The organism is Bradyrhizobium sp. S3.12.5 (assembly GCF_040548225.1).
GTDB lineage: Bacteria > Pseudomonadota > Alphaproteobacteria > Rhizobiales > Xanthobacteraceae > Bradyrhizobium > Bradyrhizobium cytisi.
Genome location: NZ_JBEPRF010000016.1, coordinates 67,605 through 79,487 on the forward strand (window position 1 = coordinate 67,605; position 11,883 = coordinate 79,487).

The following is an 11,883-nucleotide window of genomic DNA, read 5'->3' on the forward strand; positions in this document are numbered from 1 at the left end:
CAGCATAGTTTTCGAGAAGGCCGCACCCGCAAAGTGCGGCCTTCTTGCTTTTCGCGTCCCTTTTCACCCGCCCCCAGATCTTCGCTACCTCAAGAGGAGCTCGACATGACCACCGCCACCCATCCGTATGACGCGCTGATGGACATCACCGCACGGCCCAAGGCCGTGTTCGTCCGTGGCGCCGGCTCATACCTCTGGGACGACAGCCGCAAGCGCTATCTCGATTTCGTGCAGGGCTGGGCCGTGAACTGCCTCGGCCACTCCCCGCCGGCGGTTGCGGATGCGTTGGCTTCGCAGGCCCGGCGGTTGCTCACGCCAAGCCCGGCGTTCTACAACGAGCCCAGCCTCAAGCTCGCGCAGGCGCTTGTCGGCAACAGCGCGTTCGACCAGGTGTTCTTCACCAATTCCGGCGCGGAGGCCAATGAGGGCGCGATCAAGCTCGCGCGCAAATATGGTAGCCGGCACAAAGGCGGGGCGTTCGAGATCGTCGCGTTCGAAGGCGGCTTCCACGGGAGGACGCTGGCGACGATGTCGGCCTCGGGCAAGAAGGCGTTCGAGCCGCTGTTCGAGCCGAAGGTTGCCGGCTTCAAGAAGGCAAAGCTCAACGACATTGCCTCGGTCGAGAAGCTGATCGGCAGCAACACCGTTGCGGTGATGCTCGAGCCGATCCAGGGCGAGTCCGGAGTGTGGCCGGCAACCGATCAGTTCTTGCGGGAGCTGCGCGCGCTGACCCAGGCCCATGGCCTGCTGCTGATTTTCGACGAGATCCAGACCGGCATGGGCCGGACCGGAAAGCTCTTCCACTACGAGCATACCGGGATAGCGCCCGACATCATGACGCTCGGCAAGGGCATCGGCGGCGGCGTGCCGCTCGCGGCTTTGCTTGCGACCGAACGTGCCTCCTGCTTCGAGCACGGCGACCAGGGCGGCACCTTCAACGGCAACCCGGTCATGTGCGCTGCCGGCCTTGCGGTGCTCGGTGAGGTCGGTAAGCCGGATTTCCTGAAGTCGGTCACCGAGACCGGCCTGCTGCTCGAAAGCGAGCTGCAAAAAGTCTCGGCGCGGCACGGCCTCGGCGGCGTGCGGGGACGCGGGCTGCTGCTTGCGCTCGACCTCAAGCTGCCGATCGCGCCCGGCATCGTCGCGCAGGCGTTCGAGGCCGGCGTGCTCCTCAACGCACCGCAGCTCGACGCGCTGCGCTTCATGCCGGCGCTCAACGTCACCAGGGGAGAGATCGCCGAGATGATCGATTGTCTCGATACGATTTTGACGAAAGCCGGCGCGGCACGGAGGGTCGCGTAGAAACGGTCTCGTGCCCCGGACGCAGCGCAACGCCCCTTCGGCGGTGCGCTGCAGAGCCGGGGCCCATCGCTCCGCGCCGGATGCCGCATCTGGGTCCCGGCTCTGCGCCGTAACGCTTGCGCGTTGCAGCTTGTCCGGGACACGAGAGCGGATATCGACGGACGACCTACGGCTTCAATATCGACGCGCCGGTCGTGTTGCGGCTTTCGAGGTCGATATGGGCCTTGGCGGCGTCCTTGAGCGCATAGGCGTGGTTGATCGGCACATGCAGCTTGCCGTTGATGACGGCGGAAAACAGCGTGTCGGCGCCTTCCAGCAGTTCCTTGCGCGTGCCGACGTAGTCGTTGAGCTTCGGCCGCGTCGCAAACAGCGAGCCGTGATTGTTCAATTCGGCGATCGAGAACGGCGGCACGGGGCCCGAGGCATTGCCGAACGAGACGAACATGCCGCGCGGTTTCAGGCACGACAGCGAGCCCGGGAAGGTCGTCTTGCCGACGCCGTCATAGACGACATCGCAGCCCTCGTTGCGGCTGATCTGCTTCACGCGCGCGACGAAGTCTTCCTCGTTGTAGAGGATGACGTGGTCGCAGCCATTAGCCTCGGCGAGTTCGGCCTTCTCGCGCGAACCGACGGTGCCGATGACATGGGCTCCCAGCGCGCTCGCCCATTGGCAGGCCAATAGGCCGATGCCGCCGGCCGCCGCATGGATCAGCACGCGATGATGCGGCTCGACCTTGAAGGTCTTGTGCAGCAGATACCAGACAGTCAGCCCCTTGAGCATCAGCACGGCGCCCTGCTCGTGGGTGATGTGGTCGGGCAGCTTGACCAGCTTCTCCCAGGGGATGTTGCGCTCGCTCGTGTAGGCTCCGAGATTGTGGTAGTAGGCGACGCGGTCGCCGGGATGGAAATTCGTGACCCCCGGCCCGACCGCCAAGACCTCGCCGGAGGCCTCGTTGCCGGCGATGAAGGGCAGCCCCGGCGCCTTGTAGAGGCCGGTGCGGTAATAGACGTCGATGAAGTTCAGGCCGACCGCATGTTGGCGGATGCGCACCTCGCCGGCAGCAGGCGCCGGGACCTCGACGCTCTCATAGACCAGCGCTTCGGGGCCTCCGACCTTGTGCACACGGACCGCTTTGGTCATCACCTGACCTCCTCTTCTCCAGCGCCAGCGAAAGACATAGCGCCCGCCTTGTCAACTCGCCCCAAATTGGAGCGACTAGACGGACGGCTTGCTGGCCTTCTTGCGGTTACGCTTCGCCACCACGTTGAAGAACTCGACGGCCGCCGAGAACGCAATTGCGAAATAGATGTAGCCGCGCGGGATGTGGAATTTGAATCCGTCCGCCACCAGGGCGACGCCGATCAGCACCAGGAACGCCAGCGCCAGCATTTTCGTGGTCGGATGCTCCGCGACGAATCGCGCCACCGGTCCCGACGAAATGTACATGATCAGGCAGGCGATCACGACGGCGGCGATCATGATCTCGAGGTCCTGCGCCATGCCGATTGCGGTGATGATCGAGTCCAGCGAGAACACGATGTCGATGACGATGATCTGGACGATCACCCAGAAGAAGGCACTGCCGCCGGAGTCCTTCTTCCCCTCGCCGTCATCGGCCTCGACCTCGGCGTGGATCTCGTGCGTCGCCTTCGCGATCAGGAACAGGCCGCCGCCGATCAGAATCAGGTCGCGCCATGAGAAGTCGTAGCCCGCAAACGAGAACACCGGCGCGGTCAGGCCGATCAGCCAGACCAGCACGCTGAGCAGGACGATGCGGAAGACCAGCGCCAGCGCCAGCCCGATCTGGCGCGCGCGCCGGGCCTGCGGCTCGGGGATGCGCGAGACGATCACCGACAGGAAGATGACGTTGTCAATGCCGAGCACGATCTCGAGCGAGGTCAAGGTGAGCAGCGCGGCCCAGGCCTCGGGGCTGGTCAGCAAATGCATCATGCGAAGGACCTTGCCAGGCGGATCAACGCGTCGCTGAACACGATCCAGAGCGCGATCGCGCAGAGCGCAACCGTCACGCCGGTGCCGACGCGAAAATCCATCTCCAGCACGTAGAGCCCGAGCAGCGACCAGATCGCAATCAGCGACATTGTCAGCCAGCGCAGCCGCACGACGCGAACCGGATGCAGGACGTGGAATGGCACGAAGGTCAGCACCACCAGCGCCGCGACCAGCAGCGTCGACGACAGCGGTGGCCAGTGCAGCAGGAACAAATAGAACGCCGCCGCATTCCACAGCGCCGGGAAGCCGCGGAAATGATTGTCATCCGCCTTCATGCGCAGATCGGCGAAATATAATGCGCTGGTGACGATGATGGCGATACCGAGCAACGGCGCCGCCACCGGCAGCAACAGGCCGCTCGCCACGATCGCGTAGGCCGGCACGAAGACATAGGTGACGAAGTCGACGATGAGATCGAGCACGTCGCCCGACCAGTTCGGCTGCACCTTCTTGACGTCGAGCCGGCGTGCGATCGGTCCGTCGACGGCATCGATGATCAGGGCGACGCCCAGCCAGCCGAACATCGCGGCCCAGTGCTCGCGCACCGCCTCCAGCATCGCCAAGAGCGCGATCGCAGCGCCAAAGGCGGTGAAGATGTGCACCGAAAACGCCGCGACCCGGATCGCGGGCGTCGGCTTGAGGGAATCCTCTTGGCTGTCGATCTGAGTTTCCATGGCTCCTGCTACCAGAACGGGACCGGTTTGCACATCCGCCGTCGCGGCATTGCGCCGCGCAAATCGTCATAAAATCAGGCAAAATAGGTGGGCTTGTATTTGCCGTGGGCCGTGTCACATGTCGTTCCATGACAGACGCATCCACACTCTTCGACGTCAGTGTTATCGGCGGTGGACCGGCAGGCCTTGCGGCAGGCATTGCACTGGCACGGGCCGGCGCGCGGACCGCGCTGCTGGCACGGCGCCTGCCCTACGCCGACAATCGCACCACCGCGCTTTTGGGTGCCTCGGTCGATCTGCTGGAAAACCTCGACGTCTGGCCGCGCTGCAGGGACAAGGCGGCGGCGCTCGAGGTCATGCGCCTCGTCGACGACACCGGGCGGTTGTTCCGTAGCCCCGAGGTCCGGTTCTCCTGTCATGAGATCGCGCTCGACGCGTTCGGCTACAACATCGACAACCGTTCGCTGATGCTGGCGCTCGAGGCGCGCGCGGCCGAGCTTCCCGACCTTGTCCGCTTCGACGACGAGGCCGAGAACGTCGTCATCGAAGCCGATGACGTCGCAATCCGCACGGCGTCCGGACAATTCCTGACCGCGCGGCTCGTGGTCGGCGCCGACGGCCGGCACTCGCTGTGCCGGGAGGCCGCCGGCATTGCCGTGACGCGGCGCGAGCTGATGCAGACGGCGCTGACCTTCAATGTCAGCCATGCCCGCCCGCACCGCAACGTCTCGACCGAGTTCCACACGCCACACGGCCCTTGCGTGTTCGTGCCGCTACCCGGCAACCGCTCCAGCATCGTCTGGGTCTCGGCGCCCGCGGAGGCCGAACGGATTCGTGGCCTGAGCGACGAAGACCTTTCCGCAGCGATCGAGAAGCAGTCGCATTCCATTCTCGGCCGCATGACGGTCGAGCCCGGCCGCAACCTTTTTCCGCTGGCGATCGAACGGCCAAATTCCTTCGCGCGCGACCGCATCGCGCTGGTCGGAGAAGCCGCCCATGTGCTGCCGCCGATCGGTGCCCAGGGCCTCAATCTCGGCCTGCGGGATGCCGCCGATATTGCGAGGCTGGCTGGCGAGGCCATCGCATCGGGCCGGGATCCCGGCGCGGCCGACGTGCTCAAGCACTACGACCGGGCGCGGCGTCCGGACATTTTGAGCCGGACCTTTGCGATCGACATCGCCAATCGCTCGCTGCTCAACGATTTCCTGCCACTGCAGCCGGTCCGTGCCATCGGCATGCACCTGCTTGGCGCCATCGGTCCGCTCCGGCGTTTTGCGATGCGCGAGGGGCTGACGCCGACCTGGCGAAAATAGCCCGCTTACGGAAACGCGAGCCGGCCGGTCTGGAGCAACCACTTCACGCTGGTCAGCGTGACCACGGATGCGAACGGGTCGAGCACGATCTGCTTCAGCACGACGGCGAAGGGAACGGCGGGTTGTTCAATTCCGCGAACGGCGTCTTCGACATGATCGCAAACAGCAGCGCCGGCAGCGACACGTAGAGCAGGAAGAAGTTCATCCAGGCGAGGCCCGATTCCGGTAGTGACTTGGCCTTGCCACACGCGAATCCGACGAAGATCAAGCCAAAATAAGATAGTGCCAGATTGAGGATATCGACCATCGATAAAGTGTTTTCTAAAGACTTGGGGTTTATCTGCCCCTTAAGTAGACGTTAATTCCAAATGAGGGCACTAGCATCGGCCACAATCCTGGTCTATCGACGGGGAATGATTAAAGCGCGGACCGCCAAATTTCAGATCGGTCAGGTCGTTCGCCACCGGATCTTCTCGTTCCGGGGGGTGATTTTCGACATCGATCCGGAATTCAACAACACCGAGGAGTGGTGGCTGTCGATCCCCGAGGAGGTGCGGCCTCACAAGGATCAGCCGTTCTATCATCTGCTCGCGGAGAATGCGGAGTCCGAGTACGTCGCCTACGTGTCCGAGCAGAACCTGCTGCCCGACGAATCCGGCGAGCCGATCCGGCATTCCCAGGTCGCCGAGATCTTCATCAAGAACAAGGATGGCGGCTACCGCCCGCGCAATCCCTCTTTGAACTGAGCTTCGCCCGCATCAAGCGGCCCGCAAAAAAGGCGCTCGAAACCGAGCGCCTTTTTCATGTCCGGGATCAGAGCCCGATTACTTCTGAGCCGTCGGAGGCGCGCCGGGTGCGCCACCCTGCTGCTCGAGCTTCTTGCGCTGCTCGTCGGCCTTCTTCTGAAGCTCTTCCTGGAGCTTCTTCTGGGTCTCCTCGAACACCTTTGGATCGGTCGGCGGACCGTCATAGGCCTTCTGGAATTCGCCCGTGAGCGGCAGCGGCAGGGTCAGTGGCGCACCGTTGGCGTTGATCGCCTGCACCACGAGGTTCTGGCCCTTCTTCATATTGGCGATGAGTTCGGGCGTCGCCTCGTAGTCCGACATGCAGCCGTTCTGGAAGCAGATCACATAGGGGCTCTGCAGCGGCGGATTGTTGTCGACGATGACGCGGGTGCCGTGCACGAGCTGCATGCCGAGCGGCAGGGTCACGCGCAGGATCTTCTTGGGCTCGCCTTCCGGCTCGATGATCACGGCCGCGATGACAGGCTGGCCCGATTCGATCCGACCGTCCTTGCCGGTAAAGCAGACCTGCTTGGCGTTGGCGTCCTGGCCCTTGAGGCAGAACTTGGTCCAGGGGGCGTAGATCAGCTGGATCTGCTGATCCGCGGGCTGGCCGCCCTGCGCCGCCGGAGCGCCCGGCTGGGCCGGGGGCTGCTGCGCCTGGGGAGCCGGCGCGGGAGTCGCAGCGGGCGCCTTAGGGGCAGCCTTAGGAGCGGCTTTCGGGGCTGCCTTCGGCGCGGGTGCGCCCGGGGCCGGCGCCGGAGTCTGAGCCTCGGCGGCAAACGGGACGACCAACGCCGTCGCCGTCAACAAGGCGAGAACTCGCCCGCGCGGCCGGACGGACGCGGCCAAATAACGAAAATTCATTGCAGAAAACCCTTTCTGAACGGGAAGTGCCCGAACCGCTCCGAAGCGCCGAAACAAGCCGCCTTGGGCGCGGCTCTCTCCCCGTCAATTGAGGCGGATACGTGACGGGCTCGGCGCTCGTGCGCGATTGCGTGCCTTCTTAACGCGGTCGACGGAAAGATCAATGCCGACAAGCATCTTTGGCTGTTTCCCGACGGGCGCCCGGTGAAATCCCTGTGATAGGATTCAGCCCCTGCCGGCCCTCGAATCAACGTGTCCGAATGTTCATGTTCCAGCGCCTGCTCGAGGGCCCCGGTGTCCGGCTCTGTAGCCTCGCTTTGGTCCTCACCATTGGGCTATCGGCGTTCGGCGGCGCCGGGGCCGAGGAGGCCCACGCAATCGCCATGCACGGCAAGCCGGCGCTGCCGGCCGATTTCACCCACATGCCCTACGCCAACCCCGATGCCCCCAAGAGCGGCCGGCTGACCTGGGGCCTCCTCGGCACCTTCGACAGCCTCAACCCCTTCATCGTGAAGGGATTGGCCGTGCAGCCGATCCGGAACTACGTCGTCGAAAGCCTGCTGGCGCGCGGCCAGGACGAGCCGTTCACGCTCTACGGCCTGCTCGCCAAAACCGTCGAGACCGACGACGGGCGAAGCTACGTCACATTCCGTCTCGATCCCCGCGCGCGCTTCTCCGACGGCAAGCCGGTGCTTGCCGAGGACGTGCTGTTCTCCTGGGAGCTCCTGCGCGACCATGGCCGTCCCAACCTCCGGCAATATTACACCAAGATTGCCAAGGCCTGGGCACCCGATCCCCTCACAATCCGCTTCGACCTCACCGGCGCCAACGATCGTGAGCTGCCGCTGATCCTCGGCCTGATGCCGATCCTGCCGAAGCACGCCATCGATGTCGCGACCTTCGAGGAGACGACGCTGACCGGGCCGATTGCCTCGGGCCCGTATCGCGTCACGGCGGTCAAGCCCGGCGCCAGCGTGACGCTCTCGCGCAACCCCGACTATTGGGGCCGCGATCTCCCGATCAATCGCGGGCTCTTCAATTTCGACGAGATCCGGCTCGACTATTTTCGCGAGGCCAACGGCCAGTTCGAAGCCTTCAAGCGCGGCCTCTATGATTTCCGCGTCGAGAACGAGCCGTTGCGCTGGCACGAGGGCTACGATTTTCCGGCCGCCAGGAACGGCGACGTGATCCGTGACACCGTCAAGCCCGGCGTGCCGCAGCCTTCGGAATTCCTGGTGTTCAACACCCGCCGTCCGATCTTCGCCGACATCCGCGTGCGCCAGGCGCTGACGCTGCTGTTCGATTTCGAGCTGGTCAATCGCAACTATTTCTTCTCGCTCTATTCGCGCGTCGCCGGCTACTTTGCAGGCTCCGAGCTGTCGGCCTATGGTCGGCCTGCGGATGCGCGCGAGCGCGAGCTGTTAAAGCCCTTTGCCGCACAGATTCCGCCTGACATCATGGACGGCAGCTATCGGCTTCCCGTCACTGACGGCTCGGGGCGCGACCGGACGACGCTGCGCGCGGCACTCAAGCTGCTGTCCGACGCCGGTTACGATCTCGACGGCACGGTGCTGCGCAACCGCGCGACCAAGACACCCTTCACCTTCGAGATGCTGGTGACGACCCGCGACCAGGAGCGCATCGCACTCGCCTTCCAGCGCGACCTCAAGCGCGCCGGCATCGCGCCGAGCGTGCGTTCGGTCGATCCAGTGCAGTTTGACCAGCGCCGGCTGTCTTACGAGTTCGACATGATCCAGAACCGCTGGGACCAGTCGCTGTCGCCCGGCAACGAGCAGTATTTCTATTGGGGCAGTGCTGCAGCGGACAATCCGGGCACCCGCAACTACATGGGCGCCAGGGATCCCGCGGTCGATGCCATGATCAAGGCCCTGCTGGAGGCCCGTGATCATACGGATTTTGTCGCGGCAGTGCGGGCGCTCGACCGCGCTTTGATCGCGGGCTGCTACACAATCCCCCTGTTTAACGTATCCGAGCAATGGATCGCGCGCTGGAATCGGATAGAACGACCATCGACCACTGCGTTATCAGGCTATCTGCCGGAGACCTGGTGGTCGAAGGGTGAGTCTCAAGCCAGTCCAGCGAAGTGACGCCGTGAACCAGCCAGCCGTATCGCCGACGCTCGACACGCTGTTCCAGCGGACGCTGATGCGGCAGCCGCACGCGCCGGCTTTGCTCGATCCCCTCAACAAATCCCGCATCACCGGACATCAGCCGCGGCGGCTGACCTACGCCGAAGCCGACACGGCCATCGATGCGCTGTCGGCGCATTTCGTCGAATCGGGCCTGCCGGCCAATTCGGTGATCGCGATCCAGCTGCCTTCTACGGTCGAGTTCGTGCTGACGGTGCTCGCCGCCCATCGCGCCGGCCTCGTGGTCGCCGTGCTGCCGCTGCTGTGGCGGCAGGCGGAACTGGCAGCCGCGCTCAACCGCACCGCGGCGCGCGCCATCGTCACCATGAGCAAGGTCGACGGCGTCAGCTATTCCGACCTCGCGATGCACGCCGCCGCCGAAGCCTTCTCGATCCGCCACGTCTTCGGCTTCGGGGCTGATCTGCCCGAGGGCATGGCCTCGCTCGACGAGGTGCTCGCGCGCCCGCCCGGCACCACGCGCACGGTGATCCAGGACGGCCGCAAGGCGGCGATGATCTCCTTCGATGTCACGGCCGAGGGCTTCCGCCCGGTGCCGCGGCCGCATTTCAGCCTGATCGCGGGCGGGCTTGCGATGTCGCTGGAAGCCGACATCCAGCAGGGCGCGACCGTGATGGCGGCGTTCACGCCGATGTCGTTCGCGGGCCTCGCCTCCTCGCTCGCGGTGTGGCTGCTTTGCGGCGGCACGCTGGCGCTGCATCATCCGTTCGAGAGCGAGGTGCTGGAGCAGCAGATCAACGAGCACGCATGCGACGTGCTGATCGCGCCGGCCCAGCTCGCGCTGCGGCTTGGCGATTCCAACCTCGCGGCACGGATGCCGACCTTGCGCAACGTCATCGGTCTCTGGCGCGCGCCGGAGCAGGTGGCCGCAAGCGAAGCCTGGATCGCGCCGCATGCGCCGCTCACGGATGTCTATCTGTTCGGCGAGGCCGGGCTGTTCGGCGCCCGGCGCGGCAAGGACGGCGTGGCGGCGGCGGTGATGCCGGGACCGCACGGCGCCCCGCGCGAGCAATCCGGCTCATCGATCGCGGGCGATATTCTGCTGACCCCGAAGGGCACGCTCGGCCTGCGCGGCCCGATGGTGCCGATCGCGGCCTACGCGCCCCCGCAGCCGGTCGGCGAGACGCTGACGGCGCAGCCGCCGCGCGACTACGTCGACACCGGCTTTGCCGCGCGGATCGACCGCGCCAGCGGCGCGATCTGCATCACCGCACCGCCCTCTGGCATCATGGCGGTCGGTGGCTATCGCTTCCTCTCCAACGACCTCCAGGAATGGGCGCGCCGGCTCGGCCAGGGCGCGCTGCTGACGGCCCTGCCCGACCGCCTCTCGGGCCATCGGCTGGCCGGCCGGGCCCAGGACAATGCCCGCGCCCGGGAGGCGCTTAGCGAGCTTGGCCTTAACCCCCTGATGGTCGAGGCTTTTCGCGACCGCTCCGGGCCGATCTAGGCGCAGTTTGGCCCGACACATTGACGCTGCATTAAGGCCGCCGGACTAGATTGCGCAGCATCGATTGCGTGATCAGAGTATCCCATGTCCCAGGCGGGCCCGATCCTGTTTGTGTCCAATGCCGAGCGCCCCGCCTTCCTTGCGGCGCTGGACGAGGCCCGTCTCTTTCCGGTCGTCGACAGCGATTGGGCGAGCGCCGCGCGCGCCGTCGAGCAGGTTCAGCCGGCCGCGGTCCTCGCCGCCATGCCTGGTGGGCACGAGCCGCATATGGCATTGCTCGCGAAGAAGATCGCCGATCAGGCGCTTTATCTCCCGCTGGTCGCGCTGGATGCGCAAGCTTCGCTGCCCCACAACGCCCTGCCCTTCGCCACGCGCGGCAACGCTGCCGAACGCCTGATCGCGCGCTTGCGCGCCGCGATCCGCATCCGCACGCTGCACGCCACCGTGCTGCGCCGGCTGCCGGAGGCGAAGGTCGCGGTGCCGGAGACCGATCCGGTGCGCGACGCCATCGTGCTCTTGATCGGCCGCGGCGCGGCTTATCCCGCGCTCTCCGTCGCATTCGGCGAACGTACGGGTGTGGTCGGCGCACTTTCGATCGAGGCCGCGGCAAAACATCTCAACACCCGCGATATCGACGGCGTCGTGCTCTCGGACGGTTTCACCCCGCGCGTCACCGATGCCTTCCTCACGGTGCTCGCGGAGGATACGCGCTTCCGCAACCTGCCCGTAGTCGTCACCGCGCACCAGCTCACCCAGAGCTACGACCTGCCCAATCTCGAGCTGATCGCAGGCGAGCCCGCCAAGGTCGCGGCCAACGCGCTGCCGCTGATCCGCCAGCACGCGATGGAAGCGCAACTGAGCCGAACGCTGCGCTCGATTGACGCCGGCGGCTGGCTCGATCCGCGCAGCGGCCTGTTGACGGTCGAAGCCTTTGCCCGCGATTTTTCCAAAGCGGTCGAGCAGACGCTCGCGCGCGGCGGCGGCCTGTCGGTGGCGCGCTTCGCCTTCGATCCCGGCAATCCCCGCGCGCAGCTGGATGCCGCACGCATCCTCAGCCGCTTGATGCGGCAGATGGATTTTGGCACAGCACAAAAGGACGGCTCGGTGATCGTGGTGTTCGCCGAGACCGACTTCCGCACGGCACATATGATCGCCCGCCGCCTCTCGGCGGTGATGAAGCACACGTCCAATGGCAAGCACGAGATGCGCAGCGATCCCGTGGTCAGCGTGGACTCGCTGTCGCCGTCGGATACGGCAAGGTCGCTGCTCGGGCGGCTGTCGGCCGACGCGTCAAGGGCAGCGTCGTAATCACAACCTCG

Annotated in this window: 10 protein-coding genes and 1 pseudogene; 6 read left to right on the forward strand and 5 right to left on the reverse strand. The window is 65.5% G+C overall.

Annotation, left to right across the window (positions count from 1 at the left end; translation table 11 throughout):
- Positions 1-105 precede the first annotated feature (105 nt).
- Entirely contained in the window at positions 106-1,302 is a 1,197-nt protein-coding gene (locus ABIC09_RS23705) for an acetylornithine transaminase (protein ID WP_354110755.1), read from the forward strand.
- Between the two features lie 166 nt (positions 1,303-1,468).
- On the opposite strand, the gene ABIC09_RS23710 is transcribed toward ABIC09_RS23705, so the two are convergent.
- From ABIC09_RS23710 to pcsA, 3 genes are all read right to left on the reverse strand, one after another.
- Positions 1,469-2,443 carry a quinone oxidoreductase family protein gene (locus tag ABIC09_RS23710; RefSeq protein WP_354110756.1) on the reverse strand — a complete coding sequence of 325 codons (975 nt, stop codon included), beginning with the start codon at positions 2,441-2,443 and terminating at the stop codon, positions 1,469-1,471.
- A 75-nt stretch (positions 2,444-2,518) separates the two neighbouring features.
- Entirely contained in the window at positions 2,519-3,253 is a 735-nt protein-coding gene (locus ABIC09_RS23715) for a TerC family protein (protein WP_354110757.1), read from the reverse strand.
- Positions 3,250-3,987 (reverse strand): phosphatidylcholine synthase, encoded by a 738-nt coding sequence (gene pcsA, locus ABIC09_RS23720; protein ID WP_354110758.1) that lies wholly within the window; start codon positions 3,985-3,987, stop codon positions 3,250-3,252. Before pcsA ends, ABIC09_RS23715 begins: the two co-directional genes overlap by 4 nt.
- A gap of 128 nt (positions 3,988-4,115) precedes the next feature.
- Between pcsA and ABIC09_RS23725 the strand changes: the two genes are divergently transcribed.
- Positions 4,116-5,300, forward strand: coding sequence for a UbiH/UbiF family hydroxylase (locus ABIC09_RS23725; protein WP_354034445.1), 1,185 nt, complete (start codon positions 4,116-4,118; stop codon positions 5,298-5,300).
- Between the two features lie 112 nt (positions 5,301-5,412).
- Here the strand turns inward: ABIC09_RS23725 and ABIC09_RS23730 are convergent.
- Positions 5,413-5,607: pseudogene (locus ABIC09_RS23730) on the reverse strand (AEC family transporter); the annotation flags it as partial.
- A 106-nt stretch (positions 5,608-5,713) separates the two neighbouring features.
- On the opposite strand from ABIC09_RS23730, the gene hspQ reads away from it, so the two are divergent.
- Positions 5,714-6,046: a heat shock protein HspQ gene (gene hspQ / locus ABIC09_RS23735; protein WP_018317973.1), complete on the forward strand. Its 333-nt coding sequence runs from the start codon at positions 5,714-5,716 to the stop codon at positions 6,044-6,046.
- A gap of 78 nt (positions 6,047-6,124) precedes the next feature.
- Here hspQ and ABIC09_RS23740 read toward each other — a convergent pair whose 3' ends face one another.
- The gene (locus tag ABIC09_RS23740; RefSeq protein WP_148749288.1) at positions 6,125-6,949 is read right to left on the reverse strand and encodes an invasion associated locus B family protein; all 825 of its coding nucleotides are present in this window, start codon (positions 6,947-6,949) and stop codon (positions 6,125-6,127) included.
- 260 nt (positions 6,950-7,209) lie between these two features.
- On the opposite strand from ABIC09_RS23740, the gene ABIC09_RS23745 reads away from it, so the two are divergent.
- The 3 genes from ABIC09_RS23745 (at position 7,210) to ABIC09_RS23755 (ending at position 11,872) form a co-directional block, all read left to right on the forward strand.
- The gene (locus ABIC09_RS23745; RefSeq protein ID WP_354110759.1) at positions 7,210-9,057 is read left to right on the forward strand and encodes an extracellular solute-binding protein; all 1,848 of its coding nucleotides are present in this window, start codon (positions 7,210-7,212) and stop codon (positions 9,055-9,057) included.
- A gap of 4 nt (positions 9,058-9,061) precedes the next feature.
- Positions 9,062-10,564, forward strand: a complete 1,503-nt coding sequence (locus ABIC09_RS23750) for an AMP-binding protein (protein ID WP_354110760.1) — start codon at positions 9,062-9,064, stop codon at positions 10,562-10,564.
- Positions 10,565-10,648: 84 nt separating this feature from the next.
- Positions 10,649-11,872: a GGDEF domain-containing protein gene (locus ABIC09_RS23755; RefSeq protein WP_354110761.1), complete on the forward strand. Its 1,224-nt coding sequence runs from the start codon at positions 10,649-10,651 to the stop codon at positions 11,870-11,872.
- Positions 11,873-11,883: the final 11 nt, after the last annotated feature.

Excerpts from the sequence above, each read along its gene's own strand:
- ABIC09_RS23705 (WP_354110755.1), top strand. The coding sequence starts at position 106 with ATGACCACCGCCACCCATCCGTATGACGCGCTGATGGACATCACCGCA.
- ABIC09_RS23710 (WP_354110756.1), bottom strand. The coding sequence starts at position 2,443 with ATGACCAAAGCGGTCCGTGTGCACAAGGTCGGAGGCCCCGAAGCGCTG.
- ABIC09_RS23715 (WP_354110757.1), bottom strand. The coding sequence starts at position 3,253 with ATGATGCATTTGCTGACCAGCCCCGAGGCCTGGGCCGCGCTGCTCACC.
- pcsA (WP_354110758.1), bottom strand. The coding sequence starts at position 3,987 with ATGGAAACTCAGATCGACAGCCAAGAGGATTCCCTCAAGCCGACGCCC.
- ABIC09_RS23725 (WP_354034445.1), top strand. The coding sequence starts at position 4,116 with ATGACAGACGCATCCACACTCTTCGACGTCAGTGTTATCGGCGGTGGA.
- hspQ (WP_018317973.1), top strand. The coding sequence starts at position 5,714 with ATGATTAAAGCGCGGACCGCCAAATTTCAGATCGGTCAGGTCGTTCGC.
- ABIC09_RS23740 (WP_148749288.1), bottom strand. The coding sequence starts at position 6,949 with ATGAATTTTCGTTATTTGGCCGCGTCCGTCCGGCCGCGCGGGCGAGTT.
- ABIC09_RS23745 (WP_354110759.1), top strand. The coding sequence starts at position 7,210 with ATGTTCATGTTCCAGCGCCTGCTCGAGGGCCCCGGTGTCCGGCTCTGT.
- ABIC09_RS23755 (WP_354110761.1), top strand. The coding sequence starts at position 10,649 with ATGTCCCAGGCGGGCCCGATCCTGTTTGTGTCCAATGCCGAGCGCCCC.